The sequence below is a fragment of the Serratia sp. 201 genome, from assembly GCF_037027545.1.
Taxonomy (GTDB): domain Bacteria; phylum Pseudomonadota; class Gammaproteobacteria; order Enterobacterales; family Enterobacteriaceae; genus Serratia; species Serratia bockelmannii.
Genome location: NZ_JAXCHC010000003.1, coordinates 357,087 through 381,964, shown reverse-complemented (window position 1 = coordinate 381,964; position 24,878 = coordinate 357,087). Strand labels below are relative to the sequence as shown.

The window sequence follows — 24,878 nt, the reverse complement described above, 5'->3', positions numbered from 1 at the left end:
CGCACGGCGATATTGATGCCATCTATCCTGACGGGGCACTGCTGTCGATGTCCTGGACTGTAAGGTACAGTGCCCGGTTCCGCTCAGCCAGCATATCAGGATTTGAAACGGTTGTTAATTCGTTCACATAAAAGCAACATTAAATCTTTGCTGAATCGTTGAGCGCAGCGTAATCGGCTGCCGGACTAGCAGAGCATTATATCCACATAATTAAAATGGATATAAGCATAAGGATCGGAATTTGGCGCAGCGGCCACAAAAATACCGCTTGGTGCATCTGAGCAAAAAAAAACGGCCCCTTCTCAGGAGCCGCTTGTTTACCGGTCAAACCAGCAGAATTACTTCTTCTTGGCTTTCGGGTTAGGCAGGTCGGTGATGCTGCCTTCGTAGATTTCCGCCGCCAGGCCCACGGATTCGTGCAGGGTCGGGTGAGCGTGGATGGTCAGCGCGATGTCTTCCGCGTCGCAGCCCATCTCGATAGCCAGACCGATTTCACCCAGCAGTTCACCGCCGTTGGTGCCGACAATCGCGCCACCGATGATGCGGTGAGTTTCTTTGTCGAAGATCAGTTTGGTCATGCCGTCTGCACAGTCGGAAGCGATCGCACGGCCGGAAGCCGCCCACGGGAAGGTGGAGGTTTCGTAGCTGATGCCTTTCTCTTTCGCTTCTTTCTCGGTCAGACCCACCCATGCCACTTCCGGCTCGGTGTAAGCGATGGATGGGATCACTTTCGGATCGAAGTAGTGCTTCATGCCGGCGATAACTTCTGCGGCAACGTGGCCTTCGTGCACGCCTTTGTGCGCCAGCATCGGCTGACCGACGATGTCGCCGATAGCGAAGATGTGCGGCACGTTGGTACGCAGCTGTTTGTCGACGTTGATGAAGCCACGCTCGTCAACTTCAACACCGGCTTTGCCGGCATCCAGCAGTTTGCCGTTCGGCACGCGGCCGATCGCCACCAGCACCGCGTCGTAACGCTGTGGTTCTGCTGGCGCTTTTTTACCTTCCATCGTGACGTAGATGCCGTCTTCTTTGGCTTCTACCGCGGTCACTTTGGTTTCCAGCATCAGGTTGAACTGCTTGCTGATACGCTTGGTGAAGACTTTCACCACGTCTTTATCTGCCGCCGGGATAACCTGATCGAACATTTCAACGACGTCGATCTGTGAACCCAGTGCATGGTATACGGTGCCCATTTCCAGGCCGATGATGCCGCCGCCCATAACCAGCAGACGCTCTGGGACGGTTTTCAGCTCCAGCGCATCGGTGGAATCCCACACGCGTGGATCTTCATGAGGAATGAATGGCAGTTGGATCGGACGAGAACCTGCAGCGATGATGGCGTTGTCGAAGTTGATGGTGGTTGGGCCGTTTTCGCCTTCCACAACCAGGGTGTTAGCGCCGGTGAACTTGCCCAAGCCGTTGACCACTTTCACTTTACGGCCTTTCGCCATGCCAGCCAGACCGCCGGTCAGCTGAGTGATGACTTTTTCTTTCCAGACGCGCACTTTGTCGATGTCGGTTTTCGGCTCGCCGAAAACGATGCCGTGTTCGGCCAGCGCTTTGGCTTCTTCGATCACTTTGGCAACGTGCAGCAGTGCTTTGGAAGGGATACATCCCACGTTCAGGCAAACCCCGCCCAGAGTGGAATAACGTTCAACCAGAACGGTTTCAAGACCTAAGTCAGCGCAACGAAAGGCTGCAGAGTAACCTGCCGGGCCCGCCCCAAGTACCACGACCTGAGTTTTAATTTCAGTACTCATCATGACCTCTTAATTGATTGTCCGGCGGGTCAGACGTCATTTTTATTGCTAATCGATCTCATAACGCCCTTCATCCACCGGGACGCTTACACCGCGAGCAGTTTACAGAATTGTTAATAATCTGCAAAGCGTGTTCGAGTGACCCGTGTCTCAACAATTTTGTCGAGTTGTGCAAAATCCGACAAAACTGCTACAGAATCATCAGGGGCGCAGCATGCTGCGCCCCTTTTGCATTACATCACCAGACGGCGAATGTCGGACAACATGTTGTTGATGATGGTGATGAAGCGCGCACCATCGGCACCGTCGATAACGCGGTGGTCGAAGGACAGCGACATCGGCATCATCAGGCGCGGCATGAACTCTTTACCGTTCCAGACCGGCTCCATCGCAGACTTGGAGACGCCCAGGATAGCCACTTCCGGCGCGTTGACGATCGGCGCGAAGTGAGTCGTCCCGATGCCGCCCAGGCTGGAGATGGTGAAGCAGCCGCCCTGCATCTCGCCCGCGGTCAGCTTGCCGTCGCGCGCTTTCTTGGAGATGGCCATCAGTTCGCGAGACAGCTCGGTGATGCTCTTCTTGTTCACGTCCTTGAACACCGGAACCACCAGGCCGTTCGGGGTATCTACCGCCACGCCGATGTTGATGTATTTCTTCAGCGTCAGCTTCTGGCCATCTTCGGACAGCGAGCTGTTGAAGCGCGGCATCTGCTCCAGAGCGGCAGCAACGGCTTTCATGATGAACACGACAGGCGTGAACTTCACGTCCAGCTTGCGCTTGGCCGCTTCTTCGTTCTGCTGCTTGCGGAACGCTTCCAGATCGGTGATGTCGGTTTTGTCGAAGTGAGTCACGTGCGGGATCATCACCCAGTTGCGGCTCAGGTTCGCGCCAGAGATCTTCTGGATGCGGCCCATTTCGACTTCTTCGATCTCGCCGAACTTGCTGAAGTCCACTTTCGGCCATGGCAACATGCCTGGCAGACCGCCGCCAGCAGCAGCCGGAGCTGCTTCAGCGCGTTTCACCGCGTCTTTCACGTAAGTCTGAACGTCTTCGCGCAGGATGCGGCCTTTACGACCGGTGCCTTTCACTTTCGCCAGGTTAACGCCGAATTCACGCGCCAGACGACGAATGACCGGGGTCGCGTGCACGTATGCCGCGTTCTCGGCGAACTCGCCTTTGTCGTCAGCTTTCGCAGCCGGAGCGGCGGCTTTAGCGGCGGCCGGCGCCGGCGCAGCGTCCGCTTTAGCGGCTGGAGCGGCGGCAGCGGCAGGCGCAGCGCCTTCCACTTCGAACACCATGATCAGAGAGCCGGTTTTCACTTTGTCGCCGGTCGCGATCTTGATCTCTTTCACGGTACCCGCGAACGGAGCAGGCACTTCCATGGAGGCCTTGTCGCCTTCCACGGTGATCAGAGACTGCTCGGCGGCAACCTTGTCGCCCACCTTAACCATCACCTCGGTCACTTCGACTTCGTCACCGCCGATATCCGGCACGGCGACGTCTTTGGCCGCAGAGGCCGCAGGCGCTGCAGCGGCGGCAGGAGCTTCAGCCGCAGCCGGGGCCGCAGCAGAAGCGGCGCCGGCCACTTCGAACACCATGATCAGGGAACCGGTTTTCACTTTGTCGCCGGTCGCGATCTTGATCTCTTTCACGGTGCCTGCGAACGGCGCAGGGACTTCCATGGAAGCCTTGTCGCCTTCCACGGTGATCAGGGACTGCTCGGCTTCCACCTTGTCGCCCACTTTCACCAGGATCTCGGTCACTTCGACTTCGTCGGCGCCGATGTCCGGCACAGCAACGTCTTTGGCCGCAGCGGCAGCCGGGGCAGCTGCTGCTGCCGCCGGTTTTTCTTCCGCTTTCGCCGCCGGTGCAGCTTCCGCTGCGCCTGCCGCTTCGAAGATCATGATCAGTTTGCCGGTTTCGGTTTTATCGCCGACCGCCACTTTAATCTCTTTCACCACGCCCGCCTGAGGGGATGGCACTTCCATGGAAGCCTTGTCGCCTTCCACGGTGATCAGCGATTGTTCCGCTTCAACTTTATCGCCGACCTTCACCAGAATCTCGGTGATTTCGACTTCATCTGCACCGATGTCCGGTACGTTGATTTCGATAGACATTATTCAGTACCTCTTAGGCCAGACGCGGGTTAACTTTTTCCGGGTTGATGTCGAATTTCTTGATTGCATCAGCAACCACAGAAGCTTCGATCTCACCGCGTTTAGCCAGTTCACCCAGAGCAGCAACCACCACGTAAGATGCATCGACTTCGAAGTGGTGACGCAGGTTTTCGCGGCTGTCCGAACGACCGAAGCCGTCGGTGCCCAGTACGCGATAATCGCTGGCCGGCACATAAGTACGAACCTGTTCAGCGAACAGTTTCATGTAGTCGGTAGACGCTACCGCTGGCGCGTCGCTCATCACCTGAGCGATGTAAGGCACGCGTGGCGTTTCGGTTGGGTGCAGCATGTTCCAACGCTCGCAATCCTGGCCGTCACGCGCCAGTTCGGTGAACGAGGTCACGCTGTAGGTGTCGGAACCCACGCCGTAGTCCTTCGCCAGGATCTGCGCAGCTTCGCGCACGTGGCGCAGGATAGCGCCGGAGCCCAGCAGCTGTACCTTGCCTTTGCTGCCTTCCAGCGTTTCCAGCTTGTAGATACCCTTGCGGATACCTTCTTCCGCACCCTGCGGCATCGCAGGCATGTGGTAGTTTTCGTTCAGCGTGGTCAGGTAGTAGTACACGTTTTCTGGGTTGTCGCCATACATGCGCACCAGACCGTCGTGCATGATCACCGCCACTTCGTACGCGTAAGCCGGATCGTAAGAGATGCAGTTAGGGATGGTCAGAGACTGAATGTGGCTGTGGCCATCTTCGTGCTGCAGACCTTCGCCGTTCAGGGTAGTACGGCCCGAGGTCCCGCCGATCAGGAAGCCACGCGCCTGTTGGTCGCCCGCTGCCCAGCACAGGTCGCCGATACGTTGGAAACCGAACATCGAGTAGTAGATGTAGAACGGAATCATCGGCAGATCGTTGGTGCTGTAGGAAGTCGCTGCGGCCAGCCAGGAAGAGGCTGCGCCCAGTTCGTTGATGCCTTCCTGCAGGATTTGACCTTTCTCGTCTTCTTTGTAGTAAGCAACCTGCTCACGGTCCTGCGGGGTGTACTGCTGGCCGTTCGGGCTGTAGATACCGATCTGACGGAACAGACCTTCCATACCGAAAGTACGCGCTTCGTCGGCGATGATTGGCACCAGGCGATCTTTGATCGACTTGTTCTTCAGCATCACGTTCAGGGCACGCACGAAGGCGATAGTGGTGGAGATCTCTTTGTTCTGCTCTTCCAGCAGCGAGCTGAAATCTTCCAGCGCCGGCATTTCCAGCTTCTGGGTGAACTCCGGCAGACGGGTTGGCACGTAGCCTTTCAGCGCCTGGCGACGTTCGTGCAGGTATTTGTATTCTTCGGACTCTTTCTCGAAGGTGATGTACGGCAGTTTTTCGATGTCAGCATCGGCAACCGGCACATTGAAACGATCGCGGAAGTGGTGAACCCCTTCCATGTTCATTTTCTTCACCTGGTGAGCGATGTTTTTACCTTCCGCGGTTTCACCCATGCCGTAACCTTTGATGGTGTGGGCCAGGATAACGGTCGGTTTGCCTTTGGTGTCCTGCGCTTTTTTCAGTGCAGCGAAGATTTTCTTCGGATCGTGACCACCACGGTTCAGCGCCCAGATTTCGTCGTCGGTCATGTCTTTGACCAGCGCCGCGGTTTCCGGGTAACGGCCGAAGAAGTGCTCGCGCACGTAAGCGCCGTCTTTGGATTTGAAGGTCTGGTAGTCGCCGTCCAGGGTCTCGTTCATCAGCTGAACCAGTTTACCGCTGGTGTCTTTGCGCAGCAGCTCGTCCCAACGGCCGCCCCAGATCACTTTCAGCACCTGCCAGCCTGCGCCGGAGAAGATGCCTTCCAGTTCGTTGATGATCTTGCCGTTACCGGTGACCGGGCCGTCCAGGCGCTGCAGGTTGCAGTTGATGACGAACACCAGGTTGTCCAGCTTCTCGCGAGTCGCGATGGTGATGGCGCCTTTGGATTCCGGCTCATCCATCTCACCGTCGCCCAGGAAGGCGTAAACGGTCTGCTCAGAGGTGTCTTTCAGGCCGCGGTGTTCCAGGTATTTCAGGAACTTCGCCTGATAGATGGCGCTGATTGGGCCCAGGCCCATGGATACGGTCGGGAACTGCCAGAATTCCGGCATCAGCTTAGGATGCGGGTAAGAGGACAGGCCGTTGCCGTGCACTTCCTGACGGAAGTTGTTCATCTGTTCTTCGGTCAGGCGGCCTTCAAGGAAGGCACGCGCGTAAACGCCCGGAGAGATGTGGCCCTGGAAGTACACCAGGTCGCCGCCGTCTTTCTCGTTGCGTGCGCGGAAGAAGTGGTTAAAGCAGACTTCATAGAAGGTCGCGGAAGACTGGAAGGAAGCCATGTGGCCGCCCAGCTCCAGGTCTTTTTTGGATGCGCGCAGAACGGTCATGATCGCGTTCCAACGGATCGCAGAGCGAATGCGGCGTTCCAGATCCAGGTTGCCTGGGTAGGCCGGTTCGTCTTCTACCGCGATGGTGTTGACGTAGTTGTGCGCTGCAGCACCGGCCGCAACGTTAACGCCGCCTTTGCGGGCTTCTCCCAATACCTGATCAATCAGAAACTGAGCTCGCTCAACACCCTCTTCACGGATGACCGATTCGATCGCCTGCAGCCAGTCGCGGGTTTCGATCGGATCCACGTCATTGTTTAAACGTTCTGACATGGTGGTATTCCTTATCTGTCTAATGGTTTGTTTGGAGCCTGTCTTCCTGTGCTCTGTGCAAAAACACACGAAGACAGGCCCATCAGTTTAGTTGCCGCTTAAGTACTTAACTAAGTACCTCGAACTTAACCCCCGCAGGCTGGTGTACCCTGAAGAGGACAGCTCTTAATCCTTGCGTTGCTGGAGACGCCGTAGCGATCTCTCGCGCCGAGTATGCTCCCGGCTGAGATCCAGCAAGATTTCCTCGATAAACGCCAAGTGGCGATGCGAGGCTTCACGGGCCTTTTCCGGCTCGCGTGCCACAATCGCCTCAAAAATTCCGGCGCGGTGGCTGCTCACTTTTGCCAACATCTCACGGCGCGAGTAGAGCAATTCAAAGTTCTGACGCACGTTCTGTTCCAGCATCGGTCCCATGCAGCGTAGCAGGTGAAGTAACACAACGTTGTGAGCGGCTTCAGTCACGGCGATTTGATACTGCATGACCGCATCGGCCTCGGCGTCGAGATCGCCGCTGTCTTGAGCCTGTTGAATCACGATGTGGCAATCGCGGATGCGCGCCAGATCTTCATCGGTGCCGCGCAGCGCCGCGTAATAGGCGGCAATGCCTTCCAGCGCGTGACGGGTTTCCAGCAGATCGAACTGTGATTCGGGATGGTCGGCCAGCAGCTCGGCCAGCGGATCGCTGAAGCTCTGCCACAGATTAGTTTGCACGAAGGTGCCGCCGCCCTGACGGCGCAGGAGCAGCCCTTTCGCTTCAAGGCGCTGAATGGCCTCTCTCAGAGAAGGACGGGAGACATCAAATTGTTTCGCCAGCTCGCGCTCCGGAGGCAGTTTTTCGCCTGGGCGCAGTGTCCCCTCGAGGATCAGGTATTCGAGCTGTTGCTCGATAACATCTGACAACTTGGGTTGGCGGATTTTGCTGTAGGCCATGAGTGAATTCTTCTCTGCGAATGGCGCGGAGTCAATTGGTAATACCAATTTCAAAAACGTGACGGTAAAGTAACAAAGTATTCACCTCCTGTCCATACGGGCCTTGATCGAAATCAGGTTACCCGCACATTTTAACACCCCGCTGAAAACCCCGCTGCAAACCGGTAACGCCGTGATGGTATTACCATTTACGCGGCGGGTTGGGGATTTAACTTTTACCAAACCTTACGCAAGGCAGAGTGCAAACTTTTTGCCCGAGTTTTATTGCATGGTTATGACGCTTTAATGAATGGCTATTTGGCGAGCAGCGCAACGGCGGTTCGTTCATTATTTGAACGCACCCCACCGTTCAGATCTACGTTATTTTTGCGCATTATGTGATTTGTTGCTTATTTCATGCACTGAATCCCCCCCGCCGTCACACAACCCGCATTTTGTTTCCTAAACTGCTGCAATCTTAATCACTCACACGACAAAGCAGGTGCAAACCGACGCGCATAACATTATTCTCTGCCAAACGGTAGCGGCGCCGTGGAATTAATAGCTATAACGCCGTAAATAAAACAAAACACACATCGTAACCACTGCTTTACAGGCAGGTGGGCATTCACAACGACAGAGGGTTAGATTGATGGATGGTCAACAGCAGGGTGACCAGCTGAAACGCGGCCTGAAAAACCGCCATATTCAGCTCATCGCCTTAGGTGGCGCAATCGGTACCGGGTTATTTCTCGGTATCGCTCAAACAATAAAAATGGCCGGCCCGTCAGTGCTTCTCGGCTACGCCATCGGCGGCTTCATCGCGTTTCTGATCATGCGCCAGCTGGGGGAAATGGTGGTGGAAGAGCCGGTCGCCGGTTCCTTCAGCCACTTCGCCTACAAATACTGGGGCAACTTCGCCGGCTTCGCCTCCGGCTGGAACTACTGGGTGCTGTATGTCCTGGTGGCGATGGCGGAGCTGACCGCGGTCGGCATCTACGTGCAGTACTGGTGGCCGGAGATCCCGACCTGGGTCTCCGCCGCGGTATTCTTCCTGGCGATCAACGCCATCAACCTCGCCAACGTTAAAGTTTACGGCGAGATGGAGTTCTGGTTCGCCATCATCAAGGTGGTGGCGATTATCGGCATGATCGTGTTCGGCGCCTACCTGCTGTTCAGCGGCATGGGCGGCCCGGAAGCCACCGTCACCAACCTGTGGGCGCAGGGCGGGTTCTTCCCGAACGGCGTCATGGGCCTGGTGATGGCGATGGCGGTGATCATGTTCTCCTTCGGCGGCCTCGAACTGGTTGGCATCACCGCCGCCGAAGCCGACAACCCGCAAAAGAGCATTCCGAAAGCCACCAATCAGGTGATCTACCGCATCCTGATCTTCTATATCGGTTCGCTGGCTATTCTGCTGTCGCTGTACCCGTGGGGCAAAGTGGTCGAAGGCGGCAGCCCGTTCGTACTGATCTTCCACGCGCTGAACAGCAACCTGGTGGCGACCGTGCTAAACGTCGTGGTGCTCACCGCCGCGCTGTCGGTGTACAACAGCTGCGTCTACTGCAACAGCCGCATGCTGTACGGTCTGGCGCAGCAGGGCAACGGCCCGAAAAGCCTGCTGAAGGTCGACGGCCGCGGCGTGCCGGTGGTGGCCATCGGCATCTCCGCCCTCGCCACCGCGCTGTGCGTGCTGATTAACTACCTGATCCCGGGCCGTGCCTTCGAACTGCTGATGGCGTTGGTGGTGTCGGCGCTGGTGATCAACTGGGCGATGATCAGCCTGGCGCACCTGAAGTTCCGCGCCGCTAAAAACCGCGAAGGCGTGGTGCCGAAGTTCAAAGCGTTCTGGTACCCGTTCAGCAACTACCTGTGCCTGCTGTTCATGGCCGGCATCCTGGTGATCATGTACCTGACGCCGGGCATTCAAATCTCGGTGCTGCTGATCCCGGTATGGGTGGCGATCCTGGCCGTCGGTTACGCCATCAAACAGCGCAGCCAACGCGTCGACGGCGTCACCAGCCGTTGAATCCCGTGACCGCGCAATAAAATGGCCCGCAGATGCGGGCCATTTTTTTCGTCTGAACGCCGCTTACTTGCGCAGCGCTTTCACCTGCTCGGCGGTGACGTCCGCCGGCAAACCGCCCCAGGCCACCCGCAGGTAATTTACCAGTTCCGCCACGTCGGCATCGCTCAGACGCTCGCCGAAGCCCGGCATGCTCTGCATGCTTTCACCGTTCGGGAACTGCTGGGCCGGCAGGCCGTCCAGCACCGACACGATCAGGTTCTTGCCGTCCGCCTGGCGCAGCGTGGCGTTATCGCGCATCGCCGGTGCGACGTGCGGTTTGCCTTCGCCTTCGCGCGCATGACAGCCGGCGCACTGATCCAGATAGGTCATGCGCCCGGCATCGCTGCCCTGCCCCATTTTCACCGGCATCGCCGCTGGCGGCTGCTCGCCCATCAGATACAGCGCCAGCGCCTGATGGTCTTCTGGCGTCAAATGACGGGTGCTGAGATCCACCACCATATGCATCTCACTGAAGGCCGAACCCTGCGGCGCGAGGCCGGTGCCAAGGAAGCGGCTGACGTCCTGCGGTGTCCAGCCGCGCTGCGCCAGGCCGTGCGGCGTAATGTCCGGCGCCATGAAGCGGCCGAGATCGCCGCCCTGCATCGGCTTGCCGAGATCCATCTGCCCCAGCGCGCCGCGCGGCGTGTGGCATTCGCCACAGTGGCCCAGCACGTCGGCTAGATAGCGGCCGCGCTGCCATTGCGACGAGCTGCCCTGCGAGCTGGCCGGCAGCGGATCCTGGCTGCGGAACAGCAGGTTCCAGCCGATCAGCGCCATGCGCTGGTTGAACGGGAACGGCATCTCGTTGGCCGGAATGGCCACGTCCACCGCCGGGCGCGTCATCAGGTAAGCGTAGATGTCATCGGCGTCCTGACGCGACATGCCCTTGTACGAGGTGTAAGGCATCGCCGGGTACAGGTGCCGCCCGCCCGGCGCCACGCCCTGCGTCAGCGCCAGGAAGAAGTCGTCCTTGCTCCAGCGCCCGATGCCGTGGTCGGCCGACGGCGTCAGGTTGCTGCCGTAAATCGTGCCGAACGGCGTGTCCAGCGGATAGCCGCCGGCCAACGGCGCCCCGCCGCTGGCGGTATGGCAGGCGGCGCAGTCGGCGGCCTGCGCCAGATAGCGGCCGCGCGCGATCTGTTCGGCGCTGGCGGTCACCTGCTGCACCGGGCCGTCGTAACGGCGGTTTTCCCGCCACCACAGCAGCGCAATCACCACGATCGCCACCAGCACAATCAACACTGCGAGACGTTTTTTCATTGCGCCGTCTCCTTCAGCAGGCCCGGCGTTTTCAGCACCACGTCGCGCACCGCTTCGTAGTAGCGCACGTAGCCGGTGCAGCGGCAGATGTGGCTGTCCAGCGCCTGCTCGATGGCGTTTTCCAGCTGTTCGCGGGCGATCGGCTCACGCTTGAGCTTTTCCACGAAAATGGTGGCGGCGTTGACGAAGCCCGGCGTGCAGTAGCCGCACTGGAAGCTGTAGTGCTCCAGAAACGCCTGCTGGATCGGCGACAGTTCAACCACCTCGCCCTGCTCGTCCACCTTGGCATGGCCTTCGACGGTACGCACTTTCTTGCCGTTGAAGAAATGCGCGCCGGTGATGCAGGTGCGCACCTCTTCGCTAGTGCCGCTCGGGTGATCGACGATCGCCACGCACGCGTGGCAAATGCCCTGCCCGCAGCCGAGGCGCGAACCGGTCAAATCGAGGTACTCATGCAGGAAATCGATCATCATCAAGCCTTCCGGCACCTCGATCGGGCCGTACTGCTTTTCGTTGATGGTCAGGGAAATCGGCTGGGTTTTAATGCTCATTGTAATACCTCACGAATATTTTCTGCACGAACGGGCAAATCACGGAAACGGTGGCCGGTGGCGTCGGCGATGGCGTTGACCAGCGCGGCCACGATCGGGATCATCACCACCTCCGCCATGCCTTTCGGCGGATCGGTTTCCGACAGCGCCGGCAGGATGTCGCCGCTCTGCTTCCACACCGCCACGTCACTAGCGCGCGGCAGGTGGTAACGGTTGAAGTTCCAGGTGCCGTTGCCCGGGCCGTCTTCGTACAGCGGTAAATATTCGTGCAGCGCATGGCCGATCCCCATCGCCAGCCCGCCCTGCAGTTGGCCGGAAACCAGTTCCGGCACGATCAGGTTGCCACACTCCATGATCGAGTGGTGATTCAGCAATTCCACCTGGCCGGTGGCGATATCCACCGCCACTTCCGCCAGCGTGCCAACGGCGCTGTAGTAGGTCACCGCCGCATTGTTGCGCTGGGTCGGCGGATAATAGACCTGCCCGCGCGCCAGCGGTTTGAATTCGCCGCTGGCGTTGCGCAGCGCCATGCCGTCGACCGGCAGGCGCTCGCTTTTGCCGTTCAACGTGAAATCGGCCTCCGCCCACTGCCAGCGGTTGAACACGTGCACCGCCGCGCCGGTGACGCCGCCCATCTGATAAGCCGTCTTGGCCAGCAGCTCGAGGCTCAGCACCGACATGCCCGCCGCCGTCAGGCCGCCTTCGACCCAACGCGCATCTTCGCGCCGCACCACCAGCGGCGCCGCCTGGCCGCCGCCGATACCGGCCTGCCACAGCGCCATCGCCGCCGGCCACAGGCCGTGATCGAAGATCAGGCGCGCCGCTTCGCGGGTGCTGTGCGAGAAGTAATAGGCCGAATTGCTGGCGCTCGACGGCGAACAGTAGCTCGGCGTCCAGTTGGGGTTGGTTTGCAGCTTGTCCTGCTCTTCTTGCGACATCAGGTAAGGATCGCCGCTGGTGACCATCGGCAGTACCGACCAGTCGGTGACCGAGAAGTGCGCTTCGTCGGCCGGTTTGCCCAGCCACTGCGCGCACAGTACCGACTGCGAGGTCGACATGCCGGTGCCCATCTCCGCGCCGCTGTGATGCAGGGTGATGCGCCCGTCTTCGCTCAGCTCCACCCGGGCGAACGAGGTTTCCGCCCCGGTGCCGAAGTCTTTCTGCACGCAGCCGAAGCCAACGCCATAGCGCTTGCCGGGATAGCGGCTCTCAAACTCGGCCTTGCGTTCGGCGCGCTTGAGCCACATCTCATGCTTCGCCGCCTTCACCAGCACTTCATCGGCGCGGATCGCACCGGCCGGGATCGCCCCTTGGGTGTTTTTCATGCCGGATTTCAGCACGTTGCGCAGGCGGAACTCGATCGGGTCGATCTTCAGCTCGGCGGCCAGCTCATCCACCATCATCTCGGTGGCGGCCATGCTCTGCAGCGTGCCGTAACCGCGCGCCGATCCGGCGTCGATGGCGCGTGAGGCCAGCCCGACCGACGACAGATCGCTTTTCGGGAAGTAGTAAATCGACTGGGCGGCGGTCGCGCCAACCATCACCACCGAAGGGGTAAAGTTGCTGCGGCCGCCGCCGTCCGCCGTCATGTCACCGAGGAACGACTGCATAACGCCGGTCTGGCGATTCACCGCGATGCGATAGTTCATGTCGAACGCGTGGCGCTTCAGCGCCGTCTGGAACTGCTCGAAGCGGTCATTGGCCAGGCGCACCGGGTGGCCGTCGCCGTACATCGCCGCCACTGCGCCGTAATAGGGGAAGTTGTAGTGATCTTTCGAGCCGTAGCCCACGGTGTAGCACGGGTGCAGGATCAGCTGTTTCACCGGCGGGTTGCGCTTGGCCAACATGCGCGGCATCTCGTCGGCCACTTCCTGCGGCGACTGGGTCGGCACCACCAGATGCAGGGTTTGCGTCTGCGCGTCGAACCAGCCGTTGGCGTTGTCCGGCTCCAGCGCCGAGGTATCGATCGACTGCGTGGTGTAGCGGCGTGACATCACCAGCCAGTCGGCCGGCGGGTTGGCCATCTCGTCGGCGATCTGGCCCGCATAGCGCATGCCTTCCTGATCCAGCTTGCCGCCCTCGCGCCCTTCCGGCCACACCGGCAGGTGCTTTTTCATCGATACCGGGAAGATTGGCGTGTCCTTCAGGCTGGAGAAGCGGTCATCGTCAAACGGCTGTTCTCCCCCCACCCGCACATAGCGGAAACTGCCCCAGGGATCGCGCTCGAGCGGGCCGGTCACCGCGCCGTATTTGATGGTTTCTTCGCGGAATTTCAGCTTGTCCTTGGCAAAGCGGAATCGGGCGAAGTCGTGATAGATCAGGATCGCCACCGCCTGGCCGAGGTAGGCCGGGGTTTTGCCGCTCGGCAGCAGCATGTCGTCACCGTAGAACGCCGGGAAGGCCAGGCCATCGCGCGCCAGATCTTCCGCCGTCACCAGGCGATCCGGCTGCAGGTCGTCCCCCAACAGCGACAGATCGACCCCTTCGAACAGCCGGTCGGCTTTGGTGACGCGCAGAATGAAGGCGTGCGCCTGTTTCTGCGGCCAGTGCGGCATGTCCACCGCGCGGATATCGCGCGCGAACACCTTCTGCCCCATGACCTTGGCGCGGCCATCGATGCGGAAACGGACGCGTTTGGTCTGCGGATCCCAGTTGGGCGACTGGAGGATTTTTTGCTCGAACAGCGCGGCGTAGGCGCGGCTGTACAGGGGGGCGAGATACACAGACACCCCCGCAATCACGGCGCTTTTGATAAAGCGGCGCCGCGACGGGTTGAAATTGCTCATAAATAAGTCCTTCACGTCTTTCTTGTAATTGGTTTTTGTTCGCGGTGTTGTTGCGCAAACGCTGACGACCTTGCCGTAGACGTCATAAGCATATGCTTATAACTAAAATTATGTGATGATTAACAGGCTGTTTTCAACAAAAAAACATTTGCAAAACACAGGTAGTTTGTAGGCTAATAAATAATTTGCGCAAACGCGGACTTCAAGCATGACCACGGGCATTGTCATTACCGCCGCCGGACGCGGGGAGCGCTTTATCCAGGCCGGCGGCCAGGGCAACAAATTGAACGCCGGATTCGCCGATGCAGCGGGCGAGCAGCGATCGCTGTTCGAACACACTCTGCGCCAGGCGCTGGCTTCCGGCCTGCCGGTACAGGTGGTAACCCGGCCGGATAATCTGCCGGTGCTGGCAGCCTGCGCCGCCAAGGAAGTGCCGGTCACCCTGCTCGCCAGCGGGGGCCTCGGCGACTCGATCGCCGCGGGCGTTGCGGCCACGCCGCACTGGCAGGGCTGGCTGATCCACCTGGCCGATATGCCGTTCGTCGGCGCCGACGTTTTCCGACAGGTGGCGGATGCCTTACGGCAACACGCGATCGTGCGCCCCTGCTATGCGCAACAGCCCGGTCACCCGGTCGGCTTTTCCGCCCGATTGCGCAAACCGCTTTGCCAACTGCGCGGCGATAATGGCGCGCGTGAACTGCTGCAAGGCGCGGCAGTGCACCTGCTGCCGCTTGAGCACCCCGGCGTCGTGCAGGATATTGATCTTCCATCGCAACTCCCGGCCAGCGAGTAAATTCACCTATGCAACATCTTGATGTCACCGTGGTCAGCCAGGCGATAAGCTGGCTGCAGCAACAGCCGGTCTGGTTATGCACCGTGCTCAGTACCTACGGCTCTTCGCCGCGGTCGCCGGGCGCGTTGATGGCCGCGACCCGAGACGGCCGCTACAGCGGTTCATTGTCAGGCGGGTGCGTGGAGGAGGACTTTCTACGGCGCGTAGCCGCCGGGGAGTATCAGGCGGCCAGCCAGGTGATCCGTTATGGCGAAGGCGGCATGACGCCCAACGTGGCGCTGCCCTGCGGCGGCGTGCTGGACGTGCTGATCGAGTATCTGCCGGCGGGAGAAGCCAGCGTCGCTTATCTGCAACGCATCGCCGGCGCGCTGGAAGGGCATCACGCGTTGATCAAACACCTGACGCTGCCCCACGCCTGCCACAGCCTTGAGCAGAGCCACTTCACCAGCGCCACCCAGGTCGAACGCCGGCTCGAGCAGATCACCCTGCACATCGCGGCCGCGCCGCGCCTGCTGATCGCCGGGTTGTCCAGCGTGGCGCTGTACTGCGCCGACTTCGCCGTGGCGCTGGGGTTTGAGGTGCTGGTGTGCGAGAGCCGCCCGGAGGCGCTGAATAACTTCGCCGCCGAGCTGAAACCGGGCGTGACGCTGCTGCGCCAGTTTCCGGCCAAGTTCATTGAGGACGGCGGTTGCCACGCCAATACCGCCGTCGTGGCGCTGACCCACGATCCGCGCATGGATGACCTGACGCTGATGGAAGCGATCCACACTCCGGCGTTTTACATCGGCGCCATGGGCTCGCTCAGAAACAGCGCGCGGCGGCGCCAGCGGTTGCAGCAGATTGCCGAATTCACGCCGCAGGAGTTGGAACGCATTCATGCGCCGATCGGCCTGCCGCTGGGCAGCAAAACGCCGGCGGAGATCGCCCTGGCAGTGATGGCGGCGATCGTGCAGCAGAAAAACCGGCGGCCGGCCGCCGACGGGATCAGTGCAACGGCACCACCGGCACCAGATGCTGCAGCTCCAGGTACAGCTCCTCTTTCCCGCTCAGCGAATAGCTGAACACCGTCATGTCCGGCCCGTCACCGCGGGCCAGCCCCATTTCGGGTAGCACCTGCGTGTAAATTTTAATGATGTGGTCGTTGAGCGCCACCGGCTTGCCGGAATAGCGAAAACGGCAAAACTCGCCGTGGATCTCCGGCAGCGGCTCCAGCGCCACGCCTTCGCGCAGCGGGTATTCCGTCGTCACGCCCAGGGTATAATCGACCCTGACCCGCTCGCCGTCCGGCACCAGCTGGGTAAACGAATAGGTTTGTGCCGGGCGCTCACCCAGCAAAGTATAGAACTGCCCTCGCAGCGCGCTGCGCTGCGGCAGGTGCGACTTGTCCAGCTTCTCGATATCCAGATGGTACGCGTAATGTTTGCCGTGAAAGGCATATTGCCCTCTGGCGATGCTGACGCGTTCGACCTGAATATCGCCGGGCTGGCTGGCCGCCAGCGAACGCACCAGATTGCTGAAGTCCTGCTTGCGGGCATGGCGATACACGCTGGGCGATTCGGCGAAGTGCTTTTTGAAACAGCGCGAGAATGTCTGCTGATTATCGAATTGATATTCAACCGAAATATCGAGGATGCTCTTCTGCGTGAAACGCAAGGCGAAGGCGGCGAGGTAGAGGCGGCGAGCGCGGATATACGAGGCTAACGATAATCCGGTCTGCTTTTTGAACATGCGCTGCAGGTACCATTTCGTGTAGCCTGACTTGGCAGAAACGATATCCAACGACAGCGGATTGGTCAGGTTATCTTCAATCCAGACCAGCAATTCCTTGATGTGACTTTCCTGCGTTCCCATGTGCTTGCCGAACCTTCTGTTGCCGATATTCCATTAGTCGAATTTTAGTGCTACCCGCGTAGGGTATACAGGTTAAAACTCGACGTCCAGCAAGCTACAGGACTTTACACACTCCCCTTCACCGCCCGCGGGCGGCGAAGGGGGCAGCGATTATTTCAGACAGCTGGAGCACTGACCGGCCTGAATCTTCTGGAAGAAGTCATTGCCTTTGTCATCCACCAGGATAAACGCCGGGAAATCTTCCACTTCGATTTTCCAGATCGCTTCCATGCCCAGCTCAGGGTACTCCACGCACTCCAGGCTCTTGATGCTCTGCTGCGCCAGCACCGCCGCCGGGCCGCCGATGCTGCCGAGGTAAAAGCCGCCGTGCTTGTGGCAGGCATCCGTCACCTGCTGGCTGCGGTTGCCTTTCGCCAGCATGATCATGCTGCCGCCGTGAGATTGCAGCAGATCGACGTAGGAGTCCATACGCCCGGCGGTGGTTGGCCCCAAGGAACCGGACGCGTAGCCTTCCGGCGTTTTGGCCGGGCCGGCGTAGTAGATCGGGTGATCCTTGACGTACTGCGGCAAGCCTTCACCGCGATCCAGGCGCTCTTTCAGCTTGGCGTGCGCGATATCGCGGCCCACGATGATGGTGCCGCTCAGCGACAGACGGGTGGAAACCGGGTACTGCGACAGCTGTTTGAGGATCTCGGCCATTGGACGGTTGAGATCGACCTTGATCGCCTCGCCTTCCCCGGCCTGGCGCAGCTCCTGAGGAATGAATTTACCCGGATTGTGCTCCAGTTTTTCCAGCCAGATGCCATCGCGGTTAATCTTGCCTTTGATGTTGCGGTCCGCCGAACAGGAAACGCCCATGCCGACCGGGCAGGAGGCGCCGTGGCGCGGCAGGCGCACCACGCGGATATCGTGCGCGAAGTATTTGCCGCCGAACTGCGCGCCCAGCCCCAGGTTTTGCGCTTCTTGCAGCAGTTCCGCTTCGAGTTCCAGATCGCGGAACGCCTGGCCATGCTCGTTGCCTTCGGTCGGCAGGCCATCGTAATACTTGGTCGAGGCCAGTTTGACGGTTTTCAGCGTCGCTTCCGCCGAGGTGCCGCCGATGACGAACGCCACGTGGTACGGCGGGCAGGCCGCAGTGCCCAGCGTGCGCATCTTGTCGACCAGGTAGTTTTTCAGCTTGCCCGGCGACAGCAGCGCCTTGGTTTCCTGATACAGATAGGTTTTGTTGGCAGAACCACCGCCCTTGGCGATGCACAGGAATTTGTATTCTTCGCCGTCCACGCTGTAGAGATCGATCTGCGCCGGCAGGTTGCTGCCGGTATTGACCTCTTTGTACATATCCAGCGCGGCGTTCTGCGAATAGCGCAGGTTCTCTTCGATGTAGGTGTTGTACACCCCGCGCGACAGCGCTTCTTCATCGCCGCCGCCGGTCCAGACGCGCTGGCCCTTTTTGCCGACGATGATCGCCGTACCGGTATCCTGGCAGGTCGGTAAAATACCCTTGGCGGCGATTTCTGAGTTACGCAGAAATTGCAGCGCAACGTATTTGTCGTTTTCGCTGGCGTCCGGATCGTCGAGGATATCGGCCACCTGCTGTTGATGCGCCGGGCGCAGCATGAACGAGGCGTCGTGGAACGCATGCTGGGCAAGCAGGGTTAACGCTTCAGGGGCAACTTTCAGTATTTCCTGGCCTTCAAACTCGCTCACGGAAACGTGGTCGCGGCTCAGCAGATAATATTCGGTATCGTCTTTCTTCAGCGGGAACGGATCTTGATAGTGGAACGGTTTATTCGACATTGATCTCTCACTTGCAACATCAGCTGCGTTAAATTCACACTTGTGGTGGCGCGCGAGGCGGCGCCTTATCAAAAAACTGCCTCCACCTTACGTATTTTTAATCAGTCAGTTATTGCGCCAAATCGCAAAATAACCGCTCTTTGCGTAAGGGATTACCACAGGCGGCGTTTCAACCTTGCTCGGTGAGAACTGCGGGTACAGGCTCATCATGCACGCTTTATTATCCCGCAGTTAACACATTGATTACAATCCATCGACGGCGATCGCTTTATCAATGTGGCGAAAAAACGCGGATGCGGATTTGCGTCGGAGCATATTGTCAGCCGCCGTGCCATTGCTTAAGCTAGCCGCAATGAACAAACCAAGAATCCCCATCGCGCTGCAACAAGCGGTGATGCGCTGCCTGCGAGAAAAGCTGCAGTTGGCACGCCAGCATTTTGCCGTCGAGTTCCCCGAACCCAGCATCGTCTATCAGCAACGCGGCACCAGCGCGGGCACCGCCTGGCTGCAAAGCTGGGAAATCCGTCTGAACCCGGTGCTGCTGCTGGAAAACCAACAGCCGTTTATCGATGAGGTGGTGCCGCATGAGTTGGCGCACCTGCTGGTGTTTCGCCAATTCGGCCGGGTGGCGCCGCACGGCCGCGAATGGCGCTGGATGATGGAAAGCGTGCTACTGACCCCCGCCAGCCGCACTCACCGTTTCGAAACCGCCTCGGTGCAAAGCAAAACCTTCCCCTACCGCTGCGGCTGCGGGCAGCACCAGCTCACCATTCGCCGCCATAACCGCGTGCTGCGCGGCGAAAGCGAATACCGCTGCCGCCGGTGCGGCGAAAAACTGAAATTTCTTGCTAGCGAGAACCTTTAGTTAAACGATTTATACGTTAAAACAAGCAAATATCGCCATTTGCCACTGCCGGCAAGTTCCGTTACCCTGCCTGCTTTTCCAATTTTGAGCTGTTTTGGAATATGCTTCGCAGAATTTTGTTTATGGCGGTTTTCGCCGCAGGCGCCGTACAGGCGCACGGCATCAATAACTTCTCTCAGGCCAAAGCGGCGGCGGCCAAGATTAATCAGGATGCGCCGGGCAGCTTTTACTGCGGCTGCCGCATCGACTGGCAGGGCAAGAAGGGTATCCCGGATCTCGCCGGCTGCGGCTATCAGGTGCGTAAAAACGCCCAGCGCGCACAGCGCATCGAATGGGAACACGTAGTGCCGGCCTGGCAGTTCGGTCACCAGCTGCAGTGCTGGCAGGACGGCGGGCGCAAAAATTGCAACAAGGACGCCACCTATCGCCAGATAGAAACCGATCTGCACAACCTGCAGCCGGCGATCGGCGAAGTGAACGGCGACCGCAACAACTTCATGTACAGCCAATGGAACGGCGGTGCAGGCCAGTACGGGCAATGCCCAATGAAGGTGGACTTCAAGAATAAACAGGCGGAGCCGCCCGCCCGCGCCCGCGGCGCCATTGCCCGCACCTACTTCTACATGCGCGATCGCTACCAGCTGCGGCTGTCACGCCAGCAAACCCAGCTGTTCGAGGTGTGGAACCGGCAATATCCGGTGAGCCAATGGGAATGTCAGCGTGAAGCACGTATCGCCAAGGTGCAGGGCAACCACAACCCCTATATTCAACAGGCTTGTCAGCAGCGGAAAAGCTAACCTACTATAGCCTTTATCTTTCATGGCGCCGCCAACCCGCGGCGCCGTTTCGTCAGGATCAGACTACCCATGCGCATACCCCGCATTTACCATCCGCAGCCGTTGACCGATCGGGCGGAGATCGCCCTCAGCGAGGACGCCGCCAACCACGTCGGGCGCGTGCTGCGCATGAGCGCCGGCCAGGCGCTGCAGCTGTTCGACGGCAGCAACCAGGTGTTCGACGCCGAGATAGTCCGGGTGGACAAAAAGAGCGTGCTGGTGCGCCTCGACGACGGCCGCGTGGAGGACATCGAATCGCCGCTCAACCTGCATCTGGGCCAGGTGATCTCGCGCGGCGAGAAGATGGAGTTCACCATCCAGAAATCCATCGAGCTGGGCGTCAACGTCATCACCCCGCTGTTTTCCGAGCGCTGCGGCGTCAAGTTGGACGGCGAGCGTCTGGCGAAGAAAATCCAGCAATGGCAAAAGATCGCCATCGCCGCCTGCGAGCAGTGCGGCCGCAACCGCATTCCCGAAATCCGCGAGGCGATGTCGCTGGAGGCCTGGTGCGCCGAGCAGGACGGCAGCCTGAAGCTCAACCTGCATCCGCGCGCCAGCCACAGCATCAACACGCTGCCGCAGCCGGTAGACCGCGTCCGCCTGCTGATCGGCCCGGAAGGCGGTTTGTCCGCCGACGAAATCGCCATGACCACCGACCACGGATTTACTGATATTCTGCTGGGACCACGCGTTCTGCGTACCGAAACCACAGCGCTCACCGCCATTACCGCTCTGCAGGTCCGCTTCGGCGACCTGGGTTAAAGGAGAAAAGATGATTAAGCTCGGCATCGTGATGGATCCTATCGATTCCATCAACATCAAGAAAGACACCAGCTTCGCCATGCTGCTCGAAGCGCAGCGCCGCGGTTACGAATTGCACTACATGGAGATGAACGATCTCTATCTGCACGCCGGCGACGGGCGCGCCCGTACCCGCCTGCTGAGCGTGAAGGAAGACAAGGAGAGCTGGTTCAGCTTCGGCGCCGAGCAGGATCTGGCGCTGCACGATCTGGACGTGATCCTGATGCGCAAGGATCCGCCGTTCGATACCGAATACATCTACGCGACCTACATTCTGGAACGCGCCGAAGTCAAAGGCACGCTGGTGGTCAACAAGCCGCAAAGCCTGCGCGACTGCAATGAGAAGCTGTTCACCGCCTGGTTCTCGGAACTGACGCCGGATACGCTGGTCAGCCGCAGCGCCGCACACATCCGCAAATTCCACCAACAGCACGGCGACATCATCCTGAAACCGCTGGACGGCATGGGCGGCGCGTCTATCTTCCGCGTGAAGCAGGACGATCCTAACCTGTCGGTGATCATCGAAACCCTGACCGAACACGGCAGCCGTTTCTGCATGGCGCAGAACTTCCTGCCGGCGATCAAGGACGGCGACAAGCGCATCCTGGTGGTGGACGGCGAGCCGGTGCCTTACTGCCTGGCGCGCATTCCGGCGCAGGGCGAGACCCGCGGCAACCTGGCGGCCGGCGGCCGCGGCGAAGCGCGTCCACTGAGCGAGAGCGACTGGAAAATCGCCCGTACCGTCGCCCCGACGCTGAAAGAGAAAGGGCTGATCTTCGTCGGTCTGGACGTGATCGGCGATCGCCTGACCGAGATCAACGTGACCAGCCCAACCTGCGCACGCGAGATCGAGGCGGCATTCCCTATCTCGATTACCGGCATGCTGATGGACGCGATTGAAAAGCGCCTGGCGGCGAAGTAATGCGTCATGCGGGCGGCATGCCGCCCGCTATCCTGTATCGCGCCTGCCAAAGCCCGCCTTTCCGGCAGCGGCTTGAAAGGCGGCGGGTATAGCCGCATACTGGCGGCTGTTTATTTTCTCACCCATTGATTACCTTATACTAACGCCATGAATTTACAGCACCATTTTCTGATCGCCATGCCAACGCTGCAGGATCCTCGCTTCAAGCGCTCGGTGATTTACATTTGCGAGCACAATGAAGAAGGCGCCATGGGTTTGGTGATCAATAAACCGGTGGAGCAGTTCACGGTAGCCACGGTGCTGAGCAAGCTGAAGATCATGCCGCCTGCGCGCGATCCGGCCATCAGCCTGGACAAGCCGGTGTTCGCCGGCGGCCCCCTGGCGGACGATCGCGGGTTTATCCTGCATACGCCGCGCCACGGCTTCGGCGCCAGCATTCAAATTTCGCCCAACACCATGATCACCACCTCGAAAGACGTGCTGGAAACACTCGGCACGCCAGAGCAACCGGACGACGTGCTGGTGGCGCTGGGTTATGCGGGCTGGGAAAAGGGCCAGTTGGAGCAGGAAGTATTGGAAAACGCCTGGCTGACCATCGAAGCCAACACCGACATTTTGTTCCGCACGCCGATCGCCAGCCGCTGGCGCGAGGCGGGGAACCTATTGGGTATCGACATTCGCAGCATCGCCAACCACGCAGGACACGCCTGATGAGCAACCGCACCATTATCGCCTTCGACTTCGGCACCAAAAGCATTGGCGCGGCCATCGGCCAGGAGTTGACCGGCAGCGCCCGCGCCCTGCCGGCCTTCAAAGCGCAGGACGGCTCGCCGGACTGGCTGAAAATTGAAAAACTGCTAAAGGAGTGGCAGCCGGATTTGGTGGTGGTCGGCCTGCCGCTGAACATGGACGGCACCGAACAACCCGTTACCGCCCAGGCGCGCAAGTTCGCCAACCGCCTGCACGGCCGCTTCGGCATCCAGATCGATCTGCATGACGAGCGCCTGAGCACCGTGGAAGCGCGCGCCAACCTGTTCGACCGCGGCGGCTTCCGCGCCCTTGATAAAGGCAGCGTGGATTCCGCCTCCGCGGTAGTGATCCTCGAGAGCTGGTTCGAACGGCAGCTGGGCTAAACACCCGTTCCCTCCCCCGCACAGTCCCCCAACACACCGGCGTCAATCCGCTGCTGCAAACCTTGCTCAAAGGTTTGCATGCCGGACTGTGCGCCGGTTTGCAACACGCTCGCCAACTGATGCGTTTTCCCTTCGCGGATCAGGTTGCTGACCGCCACCGTCGCCGTCAGCACTTCGAAGATCGCCACGCGTCCGCCGCCGGGCCGCCTCATCAGCTTTTGCGCGATCACCGCCTGCAGACTGCCGGCCAGCTGGGCGCGCACATAGGGTTTTTCTTCCGCCGGAAACACGTCCACTAACCGTTCCACTGCCTGCGACGCGCTGCGGGTGTGCAGCGTCGCCAGCACCAGGTGGCCGGTCTCCGCCGCGGTGAGCGCCAGCCGGATGGTGGTGGTATCGCGCAGCTCGCCCAGCAGGATCACATCAGGATCTTCGCGCAGCGCGGCGCGCAACGCCGCATCAAAGCTGTGGCTGTCGCGGCCGATCTCCCGCTGCTGGATCAGCGATCGCCGGCTGCGGTGCAGGAATTCAATCGGATCCTCCAGCGTCAAAATGTGCCGCTGCTGGTGCCGGTTGATCTCGTCGATCATCGCTGCCAGCGTGGTGGACTTGCCGCTGCCGGTGGCGCCGGTGACCAGGAGAAGCCCATCGTCGCGCCGCAGCAGCGCCGGCACGATGGCCGGCGCTGCCAGCTCGGCAAGCGAAGGCGATTGCCCGGCAATACGCCGCAACGCGAGAGAAATCCCCGCGCTTTGTTGAAAAATGTTGGCGCGCAACCGCTCCCCGCCCGGCCTGTGCAACGCCAGATCGACCTGCCCCAGCCGCCGCAGGCTCTCGCGCTGCTGCGCATTCAGCAATCCATCGCAGAGGGCCTGCGCGCCTTGCGCCGTCAGCGTTGGCGCCGCCGCCAGCGGCTGCAGTTCACCGTCGATGCGCAACATCGGCGGATGACCGGCACAAAGGTGCAGATCGGAAGCATTATGCTTTACACTAAGGGCCACGAATTCATCGATATCCATATCACTCTCCCGGGTCAATAATGAGCACTATCCAACAGAACCTGCAGGATGTCAGAAACCGCATCGCGGCCGCCGCGCAAAACTGCGCACGGTCGCCGGAAGAAGTTGCTCTGCTTGCAGTCAGCAAAACCAAACCTGTGGCGGCGATCGAAGAAGCCATCGCCGCCGGCCAGCGCGCCTTCGGCGAGAACTACGTGCAGGAAGGGGTAGACAAGATCCGGCATTTCGCCGAGTCGCCGCAGGGCGGTGAGTTGGTGTGGCACTTTATCGGCCCGCTGCAATCCAATAAGAGTCGGCTGGTGGCGGAACATTTCGCCTGGTGTCATACCGTGGATCGGCTGCGCATCGCCCAGCGCCTGAGCGATCAGCGCCCGGCCGACCTGCCGCCGCTCAACGTGCTGATTCAAATCAACATCAGCGATGAGCAGAGCAAATCCGGCATTGCATTAAGCGAACTGCCAGCGCTGGCCGAGGCGCTCGCTGCGCTGCCGAACCTGACGCTGCGCGGCCTGATGGCCATCCCGGCGCCGGAAGCGGATTACCAGCGGCAGTTGGCGGTATTCAACCAGATGAACGACGCCTTTCTCGCCCTGCGCCAGCGTTATCCGCAGGCCGATACGCTGTCGATGGGCATGACGGACGATATGGCGGCAGCGATTGCCGCAGGCAGCACCCTGGTGCGCATCGGCACCGCAATTTTTGGCGCCCGCGACTACTCGCAGGCCTGACA

General features: G+C 60.1%; 20 protein-coding genes. 10 read left to right on the top strand and 10 right to left on the bottom strand.

The genetic code is table 11. The annotated features are described in order from the left end of the window. Window positions 1-338: 338 nt before the first annotated feature. From lpdA to pdhR, 4 genes are all read right to left on the bottom strand, one after another. A complete protein-coding gene (gene lpdA, locus WA302_RS17415; protein ID WP_004937500.1) occupies window positions 339-1,763 on the bottom strand; it encodes a dihydrolipoyl dehydrogenase in 1,425 nt (474 codons plus the stop codon). A 233-nt stretch (window positions 1,764-1,996) separates the two neighbouring features. Next, complete coding sequence (gene aceF / locus WA302_RS17410) at window positions 1,997-3,880, bottom strand: pyruvate dehydrogenase complex dihydrolipoyllysine-residue acetyltransferase (RefSeq protein ID WP_043141312.1); 1,884 nt, start codon at window positions 3,878-3,880, stop codon at window positions 1,997-1,999. Between the two features lie 13 nt (window positions 3,881-3,893). After that, entirely contained in the window at window positions 3,894-6,557 is a 2,664-nt protein-coding gene (aceE, locus tag WA302_RS17405) for a pyruvate dehydrogenase (acetyl-transferring), homodimeric type (protein ID WP_025304233.1), read from the bottom strand. 165 nt (window positions 6,558-6,722) lie between these two features. Continuing rightward, window positions 6,723-7,487 carry a pyruvate dehydrogenase complex transcriptional repressor PdhR gene (gene pdhR, locus WA302_RS17400; RefSeq protein ID WP_004937490.1) on the bottom strand — a complete coding sequence of 255 codons (765 nt, stop codon included), beginning with the start codon at window positions 7,485-7,487 and terminating at the stop codon, window positions 6,723-6,725. Window positions 7,488-8,118: 631 nt separating this feature from the next. On the opposite strand from pdhR, the gene WA302_RS17395 reads away from it, so the two are divergent. Continuing rightward, on the top strand, window positions 8,119-9,495 hold the full coding sequence (locus tag WA302_RS17395; protein WP_025304234.1) for an amino acid permease: 1,377 nt from the start codon (window positions 8,119-8,121) through the stop codon (window positions 9,493-9,495). Between the two features lie 63 nt (window positions 9,496-9,558). On the opposite strand, the gene WA302_RS17390 is transcribed toward WA302_RS17395, so the two are convergent. Genes WA302_RS17390 through WA302_RS17380 form a run of 3 tightly spaced genes read right to left on the bottom strand, consistent with a single transcriptional unit; the run spans window position 9,559 to window position 14,131 of the window. After that, window positions 9,559-10,794 (bottom strand): c-type cytochrome, encoded by a 1,236-nt coding sequence (locus WA302_RS17390; RefSeq protein ID WP_261456695.1) that lies wholly within the window; start codon window positions 10,792-10,794, stop codon window positions 9,559-9,561. Continuing rightward, a complete protein-coding gene (locus tag WA302_RS17385) occupies window positions 10,791-11,345 on the bottom strand; it encodes a (2Fe-2S)-binding protein (RefSeq protein WP_025304236.1) in 555 nt (184 codons plus the stop codon). The genes WA302_RS17390 and WA302_RS17385 overlap by 4 nt, the downstream gene beginning before the upstream one ends. Beyond that, window positions 11,342-14,131: a xanthine dehydrogenase family protein molybdopterin-binding subunit gene (locus tag WA302_RS17380; protein ID WP_169541171.1), complete on the bottom strand. Its 2,790-nt coding sequence runs from the start codon at window positions 14,129-14,131 to the stop codon at window positions 11,342-11,344. The genes WA302_RS17385 and WA302_RS17380 overlap by 4 nt, the downstream gene beginning before the upstream one ends. 208 nt (window positions 14,132-14,339) lie before the next feature. Between WA302_RS17380 and WA302_RS17375 the strand changes: the two genes are divergently transcribed. Together WA302_RS17375 and WA302_RS17370 are read left to right on the top strand one after the other, a co-directional pair. Beyond that, window positions 14,340-14,924: a nucleotidyltransferase family protein gene (locus WA302_RS17375; protein WP_261456694.1), complete on the top strand. Its 585-nt coding sequence runs from the start codon at window positions 14,340-14,342 to the stop codon at window positions 14,922-14,924. Between the two features lie 8 nt (window positions 14,925-14,932). Further along, a complete protein-coding gene (locus WA302_RS17370) occupies window positions 14,933-15,985 on the top strand; it encodes an XdhC family protein (RefSeq protein WP_261456693.1) in 1,053 nt (350 codons plus the stop codon). On the opposite strand, the gene WA302_RS17365 is transcribed toward WA302_RS17370, so the two are convergent. Both WA302_RS17365 and fumA read right to left on the bottom strand, forming a co-directional pair. Beyond that, window positions 15,909-16,775: a helix-turn-helix domain-containing protein gene (locus WA302_RS17365; RefSeq protein WP_060448062.1), complete on the bottom strand. Its 867-nt coding sequence runs from the start codon at window positions 16,773-16,775 to the stop codon at window positions 15,909-15,911. The two genes, WA302_RS17370 and WA302_RS17365, sit on opposite strands and share 77 nt — an antisense overlap. A 150-nt stretch (window positions 16,776-16,925) precedes the next feature. Continuing rightward, window positions 16,926-18,572, bottom strand: a complete 1,647-nt coding sequence (gene fumA / locus WA302_RS17360) for a class I fumarate hydratase FumA (protein WP_025304241.1) — start codon at window positions 18,570-18,572, stop codon at window positions 16,926-16,928. A gap of 352 nt (window positions 18,573-18,924) precedes the next feature. On the opposite strand from fumA, the gene WA302_RS17355 reads away from it, so the two are divergent. The 6 genes from WA302_RS17355 to ruvX all read left to right on the top strand — a co-directional run bounded on the left by WA302_RS17355 (window position 18,925) and on the right by ruvX (window position 23,129). After that, window positions 18,925-19,437, top strand: coding sequence for a SprT family zinc-dependent metalloprotease (locus WA302_RS17355; RefSeq protein WP_004937462.1), 513 nt, complete (start codon window positions 18,925-18,927; stop codon window positions 19,435-19,437). A gap of 101 nt (window positions 19,438-19,538) precedes the next feature. Further along, on the top strand, window positions 19,539-20,234 hold the full coding sequence (gene endA, locus WA302_RS17350) for a deoxyribonuclease I (RefSeq protein WP_025304243.1): 696 nt from the start codon (window positions 19,539-19,541) through the stop codon (window positions 20,232-20,234). 69 nt (window positions 20,235-20,303) lie between these two features. Beyond that, complete coding sequence (gene rsmE / locus WA302_RS17345) at window positions 20,304-21,035, top strand: 16S rRNA (uracil(1498)-N(3))-methyltransferase (protein ID WP_261456692.1); 732 nt, start codon at window positions 20,304-20,306, stop codon at window positions 21,033-21,035. A 10-nt stretch (window positions 21,036-21,045) separates the two neighbouring features. Continuing rightward, window positions 21,046-21,996, top strand: coding sequence for a glutathione synthase (gene gshB, locus WA302_RS17340; protein ID WP_043141334.1), 951 nt, complete (start codon window positions 21,046-21,048; stop codon window positions 21,994-21,996). 147 nt (window positions 21,997-22,143) lie between these two features. Beyond that, the gene (locus WA302_RS17335) at window positions 22,144-22,707 is read left to right on the top strand and encodes a YqgE/AlgH family protein (RefSeq protein ID WP_004937452.1); all 564 of its coding nucleotides are present in this window, start codon (window positions 22,144-22,146) and stop codon (window positions 22,705-22,707) included. Then, window positions 22,707-23,129, top strand: coding sequence for a Holliday junction resolvase RuvX (gene ruvX, locus WA302_RS17330; protein ID WP_025304246.1), 423 nt, complete (start codon window positions 22,707-22,709; stop codon window positions 23,127-23,129). The genes WA302_RS17335 and ruvX overlap by 1 nt, the downstream gene beginning before the upstream one ends. On the opposite strand, the gene WA302_RS17325 is transcribed toward ruvX, so the two are convergent. Further along, the gene (locus WA302_RS17325) at window positions 23,126-24,148 is read right to left on the bottom strand and encodes a type IV pilus twitching motility protein PilT (protein WP_261456691.1); all 1,023 of its coding nucleotides are present in this window, start codon (window positions 24,146-24,148) and stop codon (window positions 23,126-23,128) included. The genes ruvX and WA302_RS17325 overlap by 4 nt on opposite strands. A gap of 20 nt (window positions 24,149-24,168) precedes the next feature. Here WA302_RS17325 and WA302_RS17320 point away from each other — a divergent pair, with 20 nt between their 5' ends. Continuing rightward, window positions 24,169-24,876 carry a YggS family pyridoxal phosphate-dependent enzyme gene (locus tag WA302_RS17320; RefSeq protein ID WP_151429370.1) on the top strand — a complete coding sequence of 236 codons (708 nt, stop codon included), beginning with the start codon at window positions 24,169-24,171 and terminating at the stop codon, window positions 24,874-24,876. The last annotated feature ends 2 nt before the right edge of the window (window positions 24,877-24,878 follow it).